This is a genomic window from Serratia sp. CY31944, from assembly GCF_052169175.1.
Taxonomy (GTDB): domain Bacteria; phylum Pseudomonadota; class Gammaproteobacteria; order Enterobacterales; family Enterobacteriaceae; genus Serratia; species Serratia sarumanii.
The window spans coordinates 1-16,778 of sequence record NZ_JBJNLG010000031.1 but is presented as its reverse complement, the minus strand read 5'-3'; the positions used below and the strand labels follow the sequence as shown (position 1 = coordinate 16,778).

Annotated in this window: 15 protein-coding genes, 1 tRNA gene and 1 pseudogene; 7 read left to right on the top strand and 10 right to left on the bottom strand. The window is 59.1% G+C overall.

Features of this window, described 5'->3' with window-relative positions:
- The first annotated feature begins 24 nt into the window (after nt 1-24).
- Together ACJ8IN_RS23550 and ACJ8IN_RS23545 are read left to right on the top strand one after the other, a co-directional pair.
- Nucleotides 25-1,185 (top strand): pyridoxal phosphate-dependent aminotransferase, encoded by a 1,161-nt coding sequence (locus tag ACJ8IN_RS23550; RefSeq protein WP_039567062.1) that lies wholly within the window; start codon nt 25-27, stop codon nt 1,183-1,185.
- On the top strand, nt 1,173-1,946 hold the full coding sequence (locus tag ACJ8IN_RS23545; RefSeq protein ID WP_161765031.1) for an amidohydrolase: 774 nt from the start codon (nt 1,173-1,175) through the stop codon (nt 1,944-1,946). Before ACJ8IN_RS23550 ends, ACJ8IN_RS23545 begins: the two co-directional genes overlap by 13 nt.
- On the opposite strand, the gene hpxK is transcribed toward ACJ8IN_RS23545, so the two are convergent.
- From hpxK to ACJ8IN_RS23525, 4 genes are all read right to left on the bottom strand, one after another.
- Complete coding sequence (gene hpxK / locus ACJ8IN_RS23540) at nt 1,938-3,191, bottom strand: allantoate amidohydrolase (protein ID WP_161765028.1); 1,254 nt, start codon at nt 3,189-3,191, stop codon at nt 1,938-1,940. The two genes, ACJ8IN_RS23545 and hpxK, sit on opposite strands and share 9 nt — an antisense overlap.
- Nucleotides 3,188-4,432 carry a pyridoxal-phosphate-dependent aminotransferase family protein gene (locus ACJ8IN_RS23535; RefSeq protein ID WP_308325446.1) on the bottom strand — a complete coding sequence of 415 codons (1,245 nt, stop codon included), beginning with the start codon at nt 4,430-4,432 and terminating at the stop codon, nt 3,188-3,190. The genes hpxK and ACJ8IN_RS23535 overlap by 4 nt, the downstream gene beginning before the upstream one ends.
- 208 nt (nt 4,433-4,640) lie before the next feature.
- The gene (locus tag ACJ8IN_RS23530) at nt 4,641-5,480 is read right to left on the bottom strand and encodes a MurR/RpiR family transcriptional regulator (protein WP_033653349.1); all 840 of its coding nucleotides are present in this window, start codon (nt 5,478-5,480) and stop codon (nt 4,641-4,643) included.
- 136 nt (nt 5,481-5,616) lie between these two features.
- Entirely contained in the window at nt 5,617-6,495 is an 879-nt protein-coding gene (locus tag ACJ8IN_RS23525) for a siderophore-interacting protein (protein ID WP_308325445.1), read from the bottom strand.
- A gap of 229 nt (nt 6,496-6,724) precedes the next feature.
- Here ACJ8IN_RS23525 and ACJ8IN_RS23520 point away from each other — a divergent pair, with 229 nt between their 5' ends.
- Nucleotides 6,725-8,965 (top strand): TonB-dependent siderophore receptor, encoded by a 2,241-nt coding sequence (locus ACJ8IN_RS23520; RefSeq protein WP_047569204.1) that lies wholly within the window; start codon nt 6,725-6,727, stop codon nt 8,963-8,965.
- Between the two features lie 105 nt (nt 8,966-9,070).
- On the opposite strand, the gene ACJ8IN_RS23515 is transcribed toward ACJ8IN_RS23520, so the two are convergent.
- A tRNA-Asp gene (locus ACJ8IN_RS23515) sits at nt 9,071-9,147 on the bottom strand.
- A gap of 144 nt (nt 9,148-9,291) precedes the next feature.
- Nucleotides 9,292-10,035 carry a DNA polymerase III subunit epsilon gene (gene dnaQ / locus ACJ8IN_RS23510; RefSeq protein WP_004930195.1) on the bottom strand — a complete coding sequence of 248 codons (744 nt, stop codon included), beginning with the start codon at nt 10,033-10,035 and terminating at the stop codon, nt 9,292-9,294.
- Nucleotides 10,036-10,107: 72 nt separating this feature from the next.
- Here dnaQ and rnhA point away from each other — a divergent pair, with 72 nt between their 5' ends.
- Complete coding sequence (gene rnhA / locus ACJ8IN_RS23505) at nt 10,108-10,575, top strand: ribonuclease HI (RefSeq protein ID WP_033649910.1); 468 nt, start codon at nt 10,108-10,110, stop codon at nt 10,573-10,575.
- Here the strand turns inward: rnhA and ACJ8IN_RS23500 are convergent.
- On the bottom strand, nt 10,572-11,291 hold the full coding sequence (locus ACJ8IN_RS23500; protein WP_033637192.1) for a class I SAM-dependent methyltransferase: 720 nt from the start codon (nt 11,289-11,291) through the stop codon (nt 10,572-10,574). The genes rnhA and ACJ8IN_RS23500 overlap by 4 nt on opposite strands.
- Nucleotides 11,292-11,335: 44 nt before the next feature.
- Between ACJ8IN_RS23500 and gloB the strand changes: the two genes are divergently transcribed.
- Together gloB and mltD are read left to right on the top strand one after the other, a co-directional pair.
- Nucleotides 11,336-12,091 (top strand): hydroxyacylglutathione hydrolase, encoded by a 756-nt coding sequence (gene gloB / locus ACJ8IN_RS23495; RefSeq protein ID WP_060422220.1) that lies wholly within the window; start codon nt 11,336-11,338, stop codon nt 12,089-12,091.
- A gap of 71 nt (nt 12,092-12,162) precedes the next feature.
- Nucleotides 12,163-13,548, top strand: a complete 1,386-nt coding sequence (gene mltD, locus ACJ8IN_RS23490; protein ID WP_033653353.1) for a murein transglycosylase D — start codon at nt 12,163-12,165, stop codon at nt 13,546-13,548.
- A 52-nt stretch (nt 13,549-13,600) separates the two neighbouring features.
- Here mltD and ACJ8IN_RS23485 read toward each other — a convergent pair whose 3' ends face one another.
- Nucleotides 13,601-14,395 carry an endonuclease/exonuclease/phosphatase family protein gene (locus tag ACJ8IN_RS23485; protein ID WP_028127832.1) on the bottom strand — a complete coding sequence of 265 codons (795 nt, stop codon included), beginning with the start codon at nt 14,393-14,395 and terminating at the stop codon, nt 13,601-13,603.
- 331 nt (nt 14,396-14,726) lie between these two features.
- On the opposite strand from ACJ8IN_RS23485, the gene yafC reads away from it, so the two are divergent.
- A complete protein-coding gene (yafC, locus tag ACJ8IN_RS23480; protein ID WP_060429497.1) occupies nt 14,727-15,614 on the top strand; it encodes a DNA-binding transcriptional regulator YafC in 888 nt (295 codons plus the stop codon).
- A 44-nt stretch (nt 15,615-15,658) separates the two neighbouring features.
- On the opposite strand, the gene dkgB is transcribed toward yafC, so the two are convergent.
- Together dkgB and ACJ8IN_RS23470 are read right to left on the bottom strand one after the other, a co-directional pair.
- Nucleotides 15,659-16,462 carry a 2,5-didehydrogluconate reductase DkgB gene (gene dkgB, locus ACJ8IN_RS23475; RefSeq protein ID WP_049213734.1) on the bottom strand — a complete coding sequence of 268 codons (804 nt, stop codon included), beginning with the start codon at nt 16,460-16,462 and terminating at the stop codon, nt 15,659-15,661.
- Between the two features lie 234 nt (nt 16,463-16,696).
- Nucleotides 16,697-16,778 (bottom strand): annotated as a pseudogene (locus tag ACJ8IN_RS23470) (IS200/IS605 family transposase); the annotation flags it as partial.

The window sequence follows — 16,778 nt, the reverse complement described above, 5'->3', positions numbered from 1 at the left end:
AAGCGCCTGGAGTATTCACCTGCTATGAGCACTTCCGCATTGATTCCCGAAAGCAAACTGCCCTCGCTGGGCACCACCATCTTTACCCAGATGAGCGCGCTGGCGCAGCAGCACCAGGCGATCAACCTGTCGCAGGGCTTCCCCGATTTCGACGGCCCGGACTACCTGAAAGAACGTCTGGCCTGGCACGTCGCCCAGGGCGCCAACCAATATGCGCCGATGACCGGCGTGGCGCCGCTGCGTGAAGCCATCGCCGACAAAACCGCCGAGCTGTATGGCTGGCAGCCGGACGCCGGCAGTGAAGTGACCGTCACCGCCGGCGCCACCGAAGCGCTGTTCGCCGCCATCAGCGCGCTGGTGCGCCCCGGCGACGAGGTGGTCTGTTTCGATCCCAGCTACGACAGCTATGCTCCGGCGGTGACGTTGGCCGGCGGCATACTCAAACGCATCGCCCTGCAGCCGCCCGCGTTTGCCGTGGATTGGCCAGCGTTCGCCGCCGCGCTGTCGCCGCGCACCCGCCTGGTGATCGTCAACACGCCGCACAACCCGTCCGCCACCGCCTGGCAGGCGGAAGACATGCAGCAGCTGTGGCACGCTATCGCCGAACGCGAAATCTACGTGCTCAGCGACGAGGTTTACGAACACATCTGCTTCGCCAAAGGCGGGCACGCCAGCGTGCTGGCCCACCCGCAGCTGCGCCAACGCGCGATCGCGGTGTCCTCTTTCGGCAAAACCTTCCACATGACCGGCTGGAAAGTGGGCTATTGCGTGGCACCCGCCGCGCTGAGCGCCGAGGTGCGCAAAGTGCATCAATACCTGACCTTTTCGGTCAATACCCCGGCCCAGCTGGCGCTGGCGGATAGCCTGCGCGCCGAGCCGGAGCACTGGCGACAGCTGCCGGCGTTCTATCGCGCCAAACGCGACCGCTTTGTGCAGGCGCTGGCGAGCAGCCGACTGGAAATTTTACCCTGCGCGGGTACATACTTCTTGCTGGCGGACTATGGCGCCATCTCCGATCTGGACGATGTGGCGTTCTGCCATTGGTTAACCGAGCACGTGGGCGTGGCGGCCATTCCGCTGTCGGTCTTCTGTGCCGATCCTTTCCCCCATAAATTGATCCGGCTGTGCTTCGCTAAACAGGACGCCACGCTGGATGCAGCTGCGGAGCGGTTATGTCGACTTTAAAAATTACCCTGTTGCAGCAACCTTTGGTCTGGCGCGACGGCCTCGCCAATCTGGCCGCCTTCGACGCGTTGCTGGCGCCGATCGTCGGCCGCGATCTCATCGTCTTGCCGGAGATGTTCACCACCGGTTTCGCCATGGATGCCGGCGAGAGCGCCCTGTCCGAACAGCAGGTGATCGACTGGCTGCACGGTTGGGCGGTGAAAAGCCACGCGTTAATCGGCGGCAGCGTGGCGCTGAAAACCGACGAGGGCGCGGTCAACCGTTTCCTGCTGGTGGAGCCGGGCGGCCAGGTACACGCCTATGACAAACGCCACCTGTTCCGCATGGCCGGCGAACACCTGCACTACCAAGCCGGCAACCGGCGTGAAATCTTCGAATGGCGCGGCTGGCGCATCCTGCCGCAGATCTGCTACGACCTGCGTTTCCCGGTTTGGGCGCGCTATCAGCAGGATTACGATCTGGCGCTGTACGTCGCCAACTGGCCGGCGCCGCGCAGTCACCATTGGCAAACGCTGCTGGCGGCGCGGGCGATTGAAAACCAGGTGTATGTGGCGGGCTGCAACCGGGTGGGCGACGATCCCAACGGCCTGAGCTACAGCGGCGACAGCCTGATCATCAGCCCTCAGGGCGAGATCCTGGCGGATGCGGAGCCAGGCGCGGCCACGCGGCTGGACGCCGAGCTGTCGCTGGAAACCCTGCAGAGTTACCGCAGCGCCTTCCCGGCCTGGCGCGACGCCGACAGCTTTCTGCGTTTAGACTGACTCCCCCTTTTCCCAGCCGGCGATCGTCAGGCAATAGGCCTGGATCGCCAGCGCCACGTCCGCCTGCCGCACCGCTTCGGCCGGATGATGGCTGACGCCGCCGGCGCAACGCACGAACAACATGCCGACCGGCCAGTGCGCCGCCACGGCGATGGCGTCATGCCCGGCGCCGCTCGGCAGCGCCAGACTGCGCCCCTGTACCTGCTCGACGGCCGCCTGCCAGCATTGCTGCAGCTCGCTATCGCAGGCAGTGGCGTCAATGCGGTAAAACTCTTCACTGGCGAAGCGCACGCCGCGGCGTACGCAGATCGCCTGCGCCTGCGCCAGCAATGCCGTCAACAGCGCCGCCAGTTGCGCATCCTGCGGGCCGCGCACGTCGAGCGTCAATCGCACTTCGCCGGGGATCACGTTGATCGCGCCCGGCAGGCATTCAATACACCCCACGGTGGCCACCAAATGCGGATCGGCGGCGCGGGTCAGCGTTTCGACCGCCGTTATCCATTCCGCCGCGGCCGCCAACGCGTCTTTGCGCTGCACCATAGGCACCGTGCCGGCGTGGCCCGCTTCACCGCTGAAAGTGCAGGTAAGCCGGCGCGCGCCATTGATCGCCGTCACCACGCCCAGCGCCAAATCGGCCGCCTCCAGACACGGCCCCTGTTCGATATGCAATTCGAGATAGGCGCGAATTTCGTTTGGCGCGCGACGCGCCTGTGCGATCGCCGCCGGATCCAGCCCAAAGTCGCGCATGGCCTGCGCGATGCTCACCCCGTCGGCATCCGTCTGCGCCAGCCATTCCTGCGGCCATTGACCGGTCAGCCCGCGGCTGCCGAGCAGCGTGACGCCAAAGCGCGCGCCCTCTTCGTCGGCAAAACCGATCACCTCCAGCGCCAGCGGCAAACGGCGCCCCTGGCGGTGATAGTGCGCCACCGTCTCCAGCGCCGTGAGCACGCCGAGCATGCCGTCATAACGCCCGGCGTTGCGCACCGTGTCCAGATGCGAACCAAGCAGCAGCGCGGGGGCAGCGGACGTGAGCCCTTCATAACGGCCGCAGATATTACCGACGCTGTCTTGCCACACCCGCATGCCGCTCTCGCGCATCCACTCTCCGACCAGGCGATTGGCGCGCCGATGTTCGGCAGAGAGATAAAGACGCGTCAGCCGATCGGGCTCTGCGCTGATCGCCGCCAGCTCGTCACAGCGCGCCATCACCCGTGCGGCAGCCTGCTGCGCCTCCAGCGGCGTCATCCACGCTTGCCTGCGTCATAAACGTTCCAGGCGGCCTGCAACGCCTCGCCCTGCTTGCTGGCGAAACCGAGGCGGTTCAGCACCGCCTCCAGCGCCGCCAGGGTTTGCAGCACGCAATCTTTGCGCGCGTTGTAGCCCATGGTGCCGATGCGCCAGATCTTGCCCTGCAGCGGGCCGAACGAGGTGCCGATTTCGATGCCAAAGTCGTTCAGCATCATCTGCCGCACCTGTTCACCCTGTACCTGCGGCGGGATCATCACGCCGAGCACGTTATTCATGCGGTGTTCGAGATCGCCGAACACCGCCAGCCCCATGCCCCGGATGCCCGCCAGCATCGCCGCGCCATGCAGCCGGTGGCGGGCGATGGCCTGATCCAGCCCTTCTTCAAGGATCACCCGCGCACATTCGCGCGCTGCGAACAGCATGCTGGTGGCTTCGGTATGGTGATTCAGGCGTTCCGGTCCCCAATAATCCATGATCATGCCGATGTCGAAATAGTTGGAGTAAATCATCTCGTCGTCGCCGTCGGCATGCTCGGCGGTGCGGATCCCCGCCTCCACGCATTTACGGCGGCGCACCGCCTCTTCAAACTGCGGGCTGAGAGTGACCGGCGAGCTGCCGGAGGGGCCGCCCAGGCACTTCTGCAGCCCGGCGGAGACCGCATCCAGCCCCCAGGCATCGGTCTCCAACGGATTGCCGCCGAAGGAAGCCGTCGCATCGGTATAGAACAGCACGCCGTGGCGGCGGCAGATATCGCCCAGCTCATCCAGCGGCTGCAGCATGGTGGTGGAGGTGTCGCCCTGCACCGTCAGCAGCAGGCGCGGGCGCACTCGCTTAATCGCGTCTTCGATGCGATCGGCGCTGAACACCTCGCCCCACGGTACCTCGATCGTGTGCACCTCGGCACGGCAGCGGCGGGCAATCTCACACAGCAGATGCCCGAAACGGCCGAAGACCGGCACCAGCACCTTATCGCCCGGCCGAATGGCGGAAACCAGCAGCGCCTCGATACCGGCGCGCGAGGTGCCGTCCACCAGCATCGTCCAGCGGTTTTCGGTGCGGAACAGCGCGCGGTACAGCGCCATGACCTGATTCATGTAACCGGTCATCGCCGGATCGTACTGGCCGATCAGCTGGCTCGACATGGCGCGCAGCACGCGCGGATCGGCGTTGATCGGCCCCGGCCCCATCAGCAGGCGTGCCGGCGGGTTAATCTGATCGAATTGCGAGATATCCAACATGTTCATTCCCTGTCAGCTTAGTAAGTTATTGAGTTATGCCGTCAGCGTCGACATGACGTTTGTTTGCTGCCCAACAGCCTACTCCCGATAGGGATTCAGTTGAAACAAAAGATTCTTATTATCAATTAATGAAACCAAAGTAACACAATGAGGTGACCGATCCGCCTTAAACGGCGGAAGGTGCAGGAAGAGAAATGACCTGCCGCGCTTAACGCAGCTCCAGTTCGTCCAGCGCCTGGAACAGTTCGGCGACGTGATGAATGCGCTGCCGCCCCTGCGCCAGCCGCTCATGCAGCAACGCATTGCTGAGCAGGCTGGCCAGGCTCATGGCGGCGGCATAGCTGTCGAACGCCGACACGCTGTCGAGCGGCACGGTCAAGTGCCAGTTGGCCAGTGGGAACAACGCCTGCGCCTGCGGTTCGCAGATCAGCAGCGTCGGCACCCCGCGGCTTTGCAACAGCGCCAGCAGCGCCTTTATCTGGCGCGGCCGGCGACGGAACGCCACCACCACCGCCATGTCCTGCGGCGTCAGCCCCGCCAGATCTTCCGCCAGCGTTTGCCCCGGCTGCGGCGCCAGCAGCACCTGCTCCCGCACCTGCATCAGCTGCTGGCGCAGGTGCATCGCCACCGGATAGCTGTTGCGCAGCCCCAGCAGCATCACGCTTCGCGCCTGCGCCAGTGCGGCGATCGCCGCGCTGAACTGTACCGCATCGATCTGCTTTACCCAGCGGGTGAGGTTGGCCATTTCCTGCTTACAGTGCCGCGCCAATAGCGTATCGCCCTGCACCGCATCGCGGCTGTCGGTCAGCGGCATGCCGCTTTGGCGCAGGGTGCGCAGCTCATCGCGCATGGCGCGGTAGTTGGGGTAGCCCAGCCGTTTGAACAAGCGGCTGACCGTGGCTTTGGAAACGCCGCTCAGACGCGCCAGCTCGGCGCTGTTGTAGCCGATCAAATCGTCATAGTGATCGAAGATGAAGTCGGCCACCCGCTGCTCCTGCGGCGTCAGCTGCGGGTAGTCGCGGCGCAGGCGTTCGTCGAATCGTTGCATTATCGTTCTCGCTGTAACCTTCGTTTCAGCGGAACATAACACGGTCGAACTACCCGCTGGCAAGCGATTATTCGTTGGTGGGGAATGGCAGCGGCATGCCCTGCTCCAGCGTTAATGCCGGAAAAGGGCCGCGGGTTCAGCACCAATAGGCCATGAAGTTGACGGTAGCGCGATCCAGATCGCGTTCGCCGATCAAATAACGCCGCAGCGTTTTCACCGTGGAAGACTCGGCCGCCACCCAGGCATAAAAAGCGTTGCCGCCGGCCGCCCGCTCCCACAGCACCTCATCGCTCAGGCTGCTTTCCGCCAGGGACTGCGCCTGCGCGCACGCCGACGCGGGGATATCGACCCGCTGGCGAACCACCTCCACCAGCAGCGTACCGTGCGCCAACTGGCGGCCCACGTCGCGCGGCAGCCAGTAAACCTCGGCGAACGGGAAACGGGCCAAATCCAGGCAATCCCCCGCCACCGGCACTTCGAAGAACGCCTGCACCCACGGCGGATTGGCCTGCTGCGCCAGCTGCTCCAGAATGCCCATCGCCGCCGGCACCGCCGTCTCATCGGCGATCAACAGCGCCTGCTGCAACTGCGCCGGCGGCGCCCATTCGTAGCCGCCGCTGTCGCCGCCGAACTCGCCGTTGGGCGCGACCGTCTGAATGGCGTCACCCGGCTCGGCGTGGGTCGCCCAGGCGGAAGCCGGGCCGTTCACACCATGCAGCACGAATTCGACGTCCATCTGATTCTGCTCACGGCGCAGCGCACGCAGTGTATAGGTGCGCATCACCGGCCGTTGTTCTTTGGGGATCGCCATGTAATCGCCGTACCAGTCCGGGCCGTTGACCAACTGCGGGCTCTGGCCGTCCGCCGCCGGGAACAACAGTTTGATGCGCTGATCCGGCGCTTCAAGCTTCATCCGATGAATATCTGCACCTTCAAACACGCAGCGCACCAGCGAAGGTGAAATCAGCGTTTTGCTTTTCAGGGTGATATCAAAAATTCTGTAGCTGGCGGACATGTTCTCGATTCTCCGGCAACGCTGTCGCTTGCGCGTATGGCCGATCGGCTGCCGTGTTGACGGCGTGGGGTGCTCGATCGCGCAGTGGGTAAAATGTTAATAAAACTAATTAATTACGTTAATGTATCGCAAAAAATCATATCATGATTTTATTGATAACAAGAAACGTTATTGATAAAAGAAGCATTCTCAAAAATAGAGTAATAACAAAATCACCTGGGAAATAACGATGAAACGCAAACACCTTTGGGTATTGAACCCTTGTCTGCTGGCAATGCTTGCGCCGGCGGCTTGGGCAGAAGATCAGAAAACCGGCAACGAAGAGCAGTTGGTGGTCTCCGCCAGCCGTTCGCACCGCAGCGTGGCGGAAATGGCGCAGACCACTTGGGTCATCGAAAGCCAGGAGATCGAACAGCAGGTCCAGGGCGGCAAAGAGATCAAAGACATGTTGGCGCAGCTGATCCCCGGCATGGACGTCAGCGGCCAGGGCCGCACCAACTATGGCATGAATATACGCGGCCGTTCGATGATGGTGATGATCGACGGCGTACGCCTGAACTCATCGCGCAGCGACAGCCGCCAATTGGATTCTATCGATCCGTTCAATATCGATCATATTGAGGTGATTTCCGGCGCGACCTCGCTGTACGGCGGCGGCAGCACCGGCGGCCTGATCAACATCGTCACCAAAAAGGGGCAACCGGAACAGCAGGTCGAATTACAGATCGGCGGTAAAACCGGCTTTGGCGGCCATAACGATCACGACGAGAACGTGGCGGCGGCGGTCAGCGGCGGCAACGACAACGCCTCGGGGCGCCTGTCCGTTTCTTACCAACGCTATGGCGGCTGGTACGACGGCAAAGGCAATGAGGTACTGATCGACAACACCCAAACCAGCCTGCAGTATTCCGATCGCCTCGACGTGATGGGCACCGGCACCCTCAACATCGACGATCATCAACAGTTGCAGCTGACCACCCAATACTACAAAAGCCAGTCCGACGGCGACCACGGCCTGTTCCTGGGAGAAAACTTCGCGGCGGTGACCGGCAACGCCAAGGCCTACAACAGCGGTAGCTTAGATTCCGACCGCATCCCCGGCACCGAACGCCATCTGATCAACCTGCAATATTCCAACACCGATTTCCTCGGCCAGGATCTGGTGGCGCAGGTCTATTACCGCGACGAAACCCTGACCTTCTACCCGTTCCCAACGCTGGCGGGCAAAGCGCCGAACTATTACGTCAGCAGCATTGGCGCTTCGCAGCAAAAAACCGATTTCTACGGCGGCAAACTGACGTTAAACAGCAAACCTGTCGACGCGCTGACGCTGACTTACGGCATCGACGCCGAGCATGAGAGCTTCAACGCCAACCAACAGTTCTTTAACCTGGCGAAGGCGCAACAGTCCGGCGGCATGACGCTGGAGAACGCCTACAGCACCGGCCGCTACCCGAGCTATACCACCAGCAATCTGGCGTCGTTCCTGCAGGCCAGTTACGACATCAACCCGATCTTCACCCTGAGCGGCGGCGTGCGTTACCAGTACACCGAAAACAAAATCGACGACTTCGTCGGCTATAACCAGCAGCAGGCGATCGCTACCGGTGCCGCCGCCTCCGCCGACGCCATTCCGGGAGGGAAAACCGACTACAACAATGCGCTGTTCAACGCCGGCCTGTTGGCGCACCTGACCGAGCGCCAGCAAACCTGGTTCAACTTCTCTCAGGGCTTCGAGATCCCGGATCCGGGCAAGTATTACGGCAACGGCACCTACGCGCTGAACGGCGGCCACTACCAACTGCTGAAAAGCGTTAACGTCGGCGATTCCAGGCTGGAAGGCATCAAGGTCAATGCTTACGAGCTGGGCTGGCGCTATACCGGCGATAACCTGCGCACGCAAATCGCCGCCTACTACTCGCTGTCCGACAAGAGCATCGCCATCAACAAAACCGACATGACCATCAACGTCAATGCGGATAAGCGCCGCATCTACGGGGTAGAAGGTGCGGTGGATTATTTCTTTGAAGACAGCGACTGGAGCGCCGGCACCAACTTCAACGTTATCCGTTCCGAAACCAAGGTCAACGGCGAATGGAAGAAGCTGGTGGTGGATACCGCCAGCCCATCGAAAGTCACCGCCTATGTCGGCTGGGCGCCGGGCGACTGGAATCTGCGCTTACAGTCGCAGCAGACCTTCGACGTGTCGGACGACGGTGATTACACCAAGGCCAATTCCACTCAGGGCCGCAAGATCGATGGCTACAACACCCTCGACTTCCTCGGCAGCTATGCCCTGCCGGTGGGGAAAATCAGCTTCAGCGTGGAAAACCTGCTGGACAAGGAGTACACCACCGTTTGGGGCCAACGCGCGCCGATACTGTACAGCCCAACCTACGGTTCGCCTGAGCTGTACAGCTATAAAGGCCGTGGACGCACCTTCGGCTTGAACTACTCGGTGTTATTCTGAGGATAAGGGGCCGGTCTGCCGGCCCCGTTCATTGAGCCGCACCGTTTTTCAGAGAGCAGAAACGACGAAGCCCTGAGTTATCGCTAACTCAGGGCTTCTGAATAGTGGCGGAACGGACGGGGCTCGAACCCGCGACCCCCTGCGTGACAGGCAGGTATTCTAACCAACTGAACTACCGCTCCGCGCCATTCCCTCTTGCGGGGGAACGAGGCGCATATTACGGACGCCTTTCGGTTCCGTCAACGCCTTTTTCTCACCAAATGAACCGTTTGCACAGTTTTTCAACGAAGGTTCATCCGGTGAGGTTTTTTCACGCAAAAACGCCGTTATTCGGCCGGCGCTCCGCGCCACAGGCAGCTGCCGCCCTTCTTCGCCACCAGATCCAGACGCGCCTCGTGCGCCTTCACTTCTTCGTCGCTGGCGTAGACCACTTTCATCGCCGTCGCCGGACGGACGATGCGCTGAATCTCTTGCGCGGCGTCGTTTTGCTGGGTATCCCCCTCCATCTGGAAGGCTATCGAGGTCTGACCGCCGGTCATCGCCAGATAGACTTCCGCCAGGATCTCGGCATCGAGCAATGCGCCGTGCAGCGTACGCTTGCTGTTGTCTATCTCATAACGGCTGCACAAGGCATCGAGGTTGTTGCGCTTGCCCGGGAACAGGCGGCGCGCCATCAGCAGGCTGTCGGTGATGGTGCAGAAGGTCTCTGTCTTCGGGATGCCCTGCTGCAGCATGCGGAATTCGTGATCCATAAAGCCGATATCGAACGCCGCGTTATGGATCACCAGTTCGCCGCCGCGGATAAAGTCGAGGAATTCCTCGGCAACCTGATCGAAGGTCGGCTTATCGGCCAGGAAGTCGTCGCTGATGCCGTGTACGCCGTAGGCTTCCGGATCCACCAGCCTGTCCGGCTTGATGTAAACGTGGAAATTGCGCCCGGTCAGGCGGCGGTTAATCACCTCCACCGCACCGATTTCGATAATGCGGTGCCCTTCGTAGTGCACCCCAAGCTTGTTCATACCGGTGGTTTCGGTATCGAGGACAATCTGTCTGGTGGTTGTAGAGATCATATTGCAGTGCTCACAGCGCTCGTTTATGTCAGACTTGGCTTTTATAAAACTGATAGGAAGAGTCTACCAGAGATGCTCAAACAGGTAGAAATTTTCACCGACGGCTCCTGCCTTGGCAACCCCGGCCCCGGTGGCTACGGCGCGATATTACGCTATAAGCAGACGGAAAAAACCTTCAGCGAGGGTTTTCGTCTGACCACCAATAACCGCATGGAAATGATGGCGGCGATCGTGGCGCTGGAAGCGCTGACCGTGCCCTGCGCCGTGACGCTCAGCACCGACAGCCAGTATGTGCGCCAGGGCATCACCAGTTGGATCCATAACTGGAAGAAGCGCGGCTGGAAAACCGCCGACAAAAAGCCGGTCAAGAATGTCGATCTGTGGCAGCGGTTGGATCTGGCCATTCAGCGCCACGAAGTGAAATGGGAATGGGTCAAGGGCCACGCCGGCCACCCGGAAAACGAACGTTGTGACGTGCTGGCGCGCGAAGCGGCCGGTAAGCCGACGCAGGAAGACGTCGGTTACCAACCGGAAGCCTAAGGCAGTTTGCGATAGCTCTTGGTCGCGCCCACCGCGCGGCTGAGAGAAGGTTTTCTCGCCCCCAGTTTCATCGGCGTGGGCGTCAGCGGCAAGGTGCGTTTGCGCGCCACAATCACGCTCATGCAGCCCAGCGCCGGCAAATGAGTGCATAAAAACTTGCCGCCCTTGCGGTGCCATGGCAGCACGTGAAAACGCGCCTGGTACAACACCTCATAATTCAGCAGGCTGAGCCAATCCAGCAGTCGCATCTGGGTAAACATGCGGCTGACATAGGGCTGGCGGCGACGCAATCCGGGCACCAGTTTGCCCAATCCCAGCAGGCTGAACGGATTGAAGCTGCTGATAACCAACCAGCCATCGTCGATCAACACCCTGTCTACTTCACGCAGCATGCGGTGCGGATCGTCCGCGTAGGACAACGTATGCGCCAACAGGCAGGCATCCACCGACTTGGCGGCAAACGGCAGTTGATAAGCATCGGCGATCACCTGCAGCCCTTCCCCCTCCAACCCTACGTTGACCTGATGGGAAATCGCGCATTTGTCCGTGGCCAGCTCGGCGCTGAGCATGCCCATCTTCAGCAGATGGAAACCGAACAGCTTTGGCCACCAGGGTTGCAACTGCCGCTCGAGGGCTTCACGATAGTATTCCCCCCACGGCAGCTCCGCCCAAGACTGCGGGCCGGTGAGCTTTTGTAGAGTATGGGCTGGTTTCATGATTTATTATCTTCTTTCAAGCCGTTGCCAACGAGAGGTACACCATGAATCTTATCAGCATTCCCGCCTTCCAGGACAATTACATTTGGTTATTGGATGACCGGCAGGGGCGCTGCATTATCGTCGATCCGGGTGAGGCGCAGCCGGTGCTGGAAGCGCTGCAGCGCCTGCAGCTGACGTCGGCGGCGATCCTGCTGACCCACCATCATCACGATCACGTCGGCGGCGTGGCGCAGATCGTGGCGCAATATCCCGGCCTGGCTGTCTATGGGCCGCAAGAAACCGCGGACAAAGGCGCCAACCACATCGTACGCGACGGCGACACCTTTGCCATCGATGGCCGCCAATACAAGACTATCGCCGTCCCCGGCCATACGTTGGGCCATGTGGCATTCTATAGTGCCCCTTATCTGTTCTGCGGCGACACAATTTTCTCCGCCGGCTGCGGCAGGCTGTTTGAAGGCAGCGCCAAACAAATGTACGACTCATTTCAACAACTCGCGCAACTTCCCGATAACACCTTAATTTGCTGCGCGCATGAATATACTCTTTCAAATCTTAAGTTTGCGCGGGCTATTTTGCCGGAAGATCGAGAGATTGAAACATATCAACAACATGTTGAAGCGTTAAGGGCAAAAGGCCAAGCCAGCGTGCCAACCACATTGCAATTAGAGCGCAAAATTAACCTGTTTTTACGTTGCCATGACGCTGATTTACAAAAGAAATTAGGCTTTAATTCACCACCGGAAAGCCTTCATTCAGTTTTTTCCGAATTACGCCTGCGGAAAGATAACTTCTAAGCTTTTAGTTGTGTTATTTGGCGAAGCAAAGTATTATTGCTCGTCTTTTAAGCAACTACATTGACACACACATGAAGGCTAAAGCGATATTTCTCGCCTCAGTCTTGCTAGTGGGTTGCCAGTCGTCCAGGCAGGACGCACCGGCGCCAGAACAGCATGCACAGAGTTTGTCTTCGGCTGGTCAAGATGGTGAAGCAGGAGAGTACACAGCAAATGGCCGAGCGAGCTCGGCGCGGTGGTTGGATAACAACAGTCCCGCCGCGCAACAGGACCTGTGGAACTTCATTAGCGACGAGCTGAAGATGGAGGTTCCGGAAAATTCCCGGATCCGTGATCAGAAAAGAAAGTACTTAAAAAGTAAGAGCTATCTCCACGATGTAACATTACGGGCAGAGCCGTACATGTACTGGATAGTCGGGCAGATTAAGAAACGTAATATGCCGATGGAACTGGTACTGCTACCCATAGTGGAGAGCGCTTTTGACCCCCACGCCACGTCAAGTGCCAACGCCGCAGGGCTATGGCAAATCGTGCCGCAAACGGGTCGCAATTATGGTTTGAAAAACAATCAGTGGTATGACGGTCGACGCGATGTCGTCGCCTCGACAACCGCTGCGCTTAACATGATGCAGCGCTTGAACCGCATGTTTAACGGCGACTGGTTACTGACCGTAGCCGCCTATAACAGTGGTGAAGGCCGCGTGATGCAAGCGGTGAAGGCAAACAAACGCCAGGGTAAGCCAACCAATTTCTGGGCATTGTCGCTTCCGCGTGAAACGTCAATCTATGTCCCGAAAATGCTGGCGCTGAGCGACATCATCAAGAACAGCAAGAAGTACGGTGTGAAACTCCCGAAAACGGATGAAACCCGTGCGCTGGCGCGTATCGATGTCGGGCAGCAGATCCAGCTGACTCAGGCGGCTGAGATGGCGGGGCTTTCAGTCACCAAGATGAAAGCGTATAACCCAGGCTACAAAAAAGGCGTTACGGCACCCAACGGGCCCCATTACATCATGGTTCCCAAAGGACATGCCGAGCAACTGAAAGACTCGCTGGCCGATGGCCAGATCGCCGTGACTCAGCCAACGACGCAGTTGGCGAAGAACAGCGGTTTGACCGGTGGCAGTTCGTATAAAGTGCGCTCCGGCGACACCTTATCGGGCATTGCCAAGCGGCTGAACGTTAAGACCAGCGATTTGCAGAGTTGGAACAACTTACGCGCCAAGAGCGCCATAAAAGTTGGGCAAACCCTGCAAGTGGCCAGCAATACTGGCGGTAACAGCAGTATTACCTATCAGGTTCGTAAAGGTGATTCGCTTGCCAGTATCGCACGTCGTCACGGCGTCGATATTAACGACGTGATGCGTTGGAATTCAACGCTCGGTAAAGGCAACAGCCTTCAACCCGGTCTGAAGTTAACCCTGTTTGTCGGCAACAAGCTGACGCCGGACACCTAAGTTTCCGGCACAAAAAAAGCACCCTTCGGGGTGCTTTTTTATTGCCTGCGATTCACCAGACGGGAGAATCTTTTTCCGGGTGGAACTCCACCAACAGCGGATTGTGATCCGACGCGCTGGTCACCAGTACCGACGCCTCTACGACCCCAAGATTGCGATAAAACACAAAGTCCAGCGGGCGGCCAAAAGCCTTACGGCGGTGATCGTCGGCGAAGCTCACTTCGCGCAGCGCCATCTCACCGGCAAAGTCATACAAGGCATTGATACGTTTGCGGCTCCAGGCGTTGAAGTCCCCGGCCATGATCACCGGCCCCCGGTGGCTGGCGATCTGCTCGCCGATCGGCCCCAGCTGCTTGCTGTAGACGTCGACTCCCAGACTAAAGTTCACCGCATGGATGTTCACCACCATCAACAGCTCGCCGTTATACAGCGGATAAACGGTGATCAGGGCCGACTTGGACAGCCGCAGCAGCGGCTCTCGCTCGCGCAGCGGGCAGCAGTAAACCGGATGAGCGGCCGCCAGCGTCATCACGCCGGAAGGGTGCTGCGGCAACACAAAGGCCGGCACCTGATCGGCCGCCAGATAGTTGGCGGTAGCGTAGCTCACCAGCTCCGGCGTAGTTTGCGCTTCTTGCAACAGCACCAGCTGCGCATCTTTGCCATGGTTTTTCAGCACCGAAAGCCAGTCGGCTCGCTGCTGTTTGAAAATATTCCACACCATAACGCGCAAGGCGCCTGTCGTCGGCAGCGCCGCCCCTGGCGGCAACGGCTGATTAACGGCGCCAGGAAAGATTCGCTCAACTGGCTGGCCTGCAACATACCTCATTGCATAAGTTCGTTTCGGCACGCGATTCGCCTATAACCCATTAGCATGAAACTGGCGATGAAGACTTCGCCAACGGTGAATTGATTATACGCCTGCCCCGCACAGAGGGCATGGCTTTTACAGGCATAACCTTTTCAGTTATAGGGGCCGCCTGCGGCGATTTCAATCTTCTGAGGGTATAGCAGTGTAAAGGTGATGCAGCAGAGGTGAAAAATGCGAAAGGGCCAGCAAAATGCAGACGGGGAAACAGGAATATGCGCAATCAGATTCCTGTGGGTGACGACGATGCTCCGACGTGTTTAAATGACGAAATCGCTAAAAATTTAGAACAGAGTTTGCCTTTGGAGCAAAAATGAAAGCGAATTCGGACGAGCTCATCACCTTCGTCACCGTAGTGGAAAGCGGCAGCTTCAGCCGGGCGGCGGAGCGCCTGCAGCAGGCCAACTCAGTGGTCAGTCGAACGGTAAAAAAGCTGGAGAGCAAGCTGGGGGTAACCCTGCTCAACCGCACGACACGCCAAATCAGTCTGACCCAAGAAGGCGAAAACTACTTTCGGCAGGTGCAGAAAGTGTTGAGCGATATGGCCGCAGCGGAAAATGCGTTGATGGAAAGCCGTCAACGCCCGCAGGGGCTGCTGCGCGTCGATGCCGCAACGCCGGTCGTCTTGCATCTGTTGACGCCGCTGGTCGCCGAGTTTCGTGAGCGCTATCCGGAAATGTCCCTGTCGCTGGTCTCTTCGGAAAACTTCATCAATTTGATCGAACGAAAAGTGGATATCGCAATCCGCGTCGGCGAGCTGACGGACTCTACGCTGAAAGCGCGCAAGCTGATGGCCAGCTATCGACGCATCCTGGCCTCCCCCGCCTACCTGGCGCAATATGGCGCGCCAAAGACGGTAGCCGACCTGGAGCACCATTGCTGCATCGGCTTTAACGATCTGCCCAATCTGAACCGCTGGCCGCTGACCTGTGCCGATGGTCGACAACTGGAGATCGTTCCGGGGCTGACCACCAACAGCGGTGAAACCCAGCGCCACCTGTGCCTACACGGCAACGGCATCGCCTGCCTGTCGGACTTTATGAGTGATGAAGACGTCAAACGCGGGAACCTGGTTCCCCTTCTGGTAGGAGACACGCTGCCACTCGAAATGCCGATCAACGCGGTGTACTACAGCGATAGCGCTGTCAGTAACCGCCTGCGCAGCTTTATCGATTTTATCAGCGATCGGCTAAAGCGCTAAAAAAGGCGCCCTCTTGGGGCGCCTGAGGTCTTCATATCTGAAGATTAGTCCCAGTTGGGTGCCAGACCTTCCGGGCTGACCAATCGGCCGTTGCTTTCAAGCGCCGCAATCTGCGCCATATCTTCGTCACTCAGCGTCAGTTGCTGCGCTAACAGGTTGCTTTCCAGGTTTTCGCGCTTGGTCGAAGAAGGGATCACCGCGTAGCCCAGCTTCAACGCCCAAGCCAGAACCACCTGTGCCGGCGTCGCATTGTGACGGGCGGCAATGCTTTTGATCGTCTCATCCTGCAACGCTTTGCCATACGCCAGCGTCATATAAGAGGTGATGGCGATACCATGTTGCCGTGCGAACGCCACCACTTTTTCATTCTGCAAGAACGGTGACAGTTCGATCTGATTAGTCGCAATCTGATCGGCGCCAACCGCATCAATCGCCTGCTGCATCAGATCGATGGTGAAGTTAGATATACCAATCTGACGGGTCAGCCCCAATCGCTTGGCTTCCAGCAGTTCAGCCATAAACTCTGCGACAGGCACCTCATCATTTGGCGATGGCCAGTGAATCAGCGTCAGATCGACATACGGGGTCTGCAGCTTGGCCAAGCTGTCTCGCAGACTGGGAATTAAGGCGCCCTTAGCCAGATTCGCGATCCAGATCTTGGTTGTGATGAACAACTCGTCACGCGGCACACCGCTAGCGGCGATAGCCTGGCCGACGGCCGCTTCGTTTTCATAGATCTGTGCGGTATCGATAGCCCGATAGCCCAATTCCAGTGCCGTGCTCACAGAGTCGATAACGACCTGATCCTGAAGGCGAAAAGTACCTAAACCAAATGCAGGGATGCTCACAATATTTGCTCTCTCATTAGTGGATAAATAGCGATGCGAGAGAGTATGGCAATATTTTTAGTGAGCAAAAACGCCAGGTTCGGCATAAGACTTTTGATCAACAGGCAACAATATTGAGGAAAGCGGCAGGAACGGCGACAAATTCGACGAGGCTTTATGAATTTTGCATGTAAAAGACCACCTCCTGAGGAGGTGGTTTTACACGACGCCCCCTAAAAGGGGGCCATTTTCGAGTTAATCCTGCAACAGCTCCATCTGCTGTTCGATCTCTTGGTCCTTCTTATCCTGATGCTTCACGTATCGCCTGATAATTTCT

Bases quoted from the DNA above. Each gene is read 5' to 3' on its own strand.
- ACJ8IN_RS23550 (WP_039567062.1), top strand. From the start codon at position 25: ATGAGCACTTCCGCATTGATTCCCGAAAGCAAACTGCCCTCGCTGGGC.
- ACJ8IN_RS23545 (WP_161765031.1), top strand. From the start codon at position 1,173: ATGTCGACTTTAAAAATTACCCTGTTGCAGCAACCTTTGGTCTGGCGC.
- hpxK (WP_161765028.1), bottom strand. From the start codon at position 3,191: ATGACGCCGCTGGAGGCGCAGCAGGCTGCCGCACGGGTGATGGCGCGC.
- ACJ8IN_RS23535 (WP_308325446.1), bottom strand. From the start codon at position 4,432: ATGTTGGATATCTCGCAATTCGATCAGATTAACCCGCCGGCACGCCTG.
- ACJ8IN_RS23530 (WP_033653349.1), bottom strand. From the start codon at position 5,480: ATGCAACGATTCGACGAACGCCTGCGCCGCGACTACCCGCAGCTGACG.
- ACJ8IN_RS23525 (WP_308325445.1), bottom strand. From the start codon at position 6,495: ATGTCCGCCAGCTACAGAATTTTTGATATCACCCTGAAAAGCAAAACG.
- ACJ8IN_RS23520 (WP_047569204.1), top strand. From the start codon at position 6,725: ATGAAACGCAAACACCTTTGGGTATTGAACCCTTGTCTGCTGGCAATG.
- dnaQ (WP_004930195.1), bottom strand. From the start codon at position 10,035: ATGATCTCTACAACCACCAGACAGATTGTCCTCGATACCGAAACCACC.
- rnhA (WP_033649910.1), top strand. From the start codon at position 10,108: ATGCTCAAACAGGTAGAAATTTTCACCGACGGCTCCTGCCTTGGCAAC.
- ACJ8IN_RS23500 (WP_033637192.1), bottom strand. From the start codon at position 11,291: ATGAAACCAGCCCATACTCTACAAAAGCTCACCGGCCCGCAGTCTTGG.
- gloB (WP_060422220.1), top strand. From the start codon at position 11,336: ATGAATCTTATCAGCATTCCCGCCTTCCAGGACAATTACATTTGGTTA.
- mltD (WP_033653353.1), top strand. From the start codon at position 12,163: ATGAAGGCTAAAGCGATATTTCTCGCCTCAGTCTTGCTAGTGGGTTGC.
- yafC (WP_060429497.1), top strand. From the start codon at position 14,727: ATGAAAGCGAATTCGGACGAGCTCATCACCTTCGTCACCGTAGTGGAA.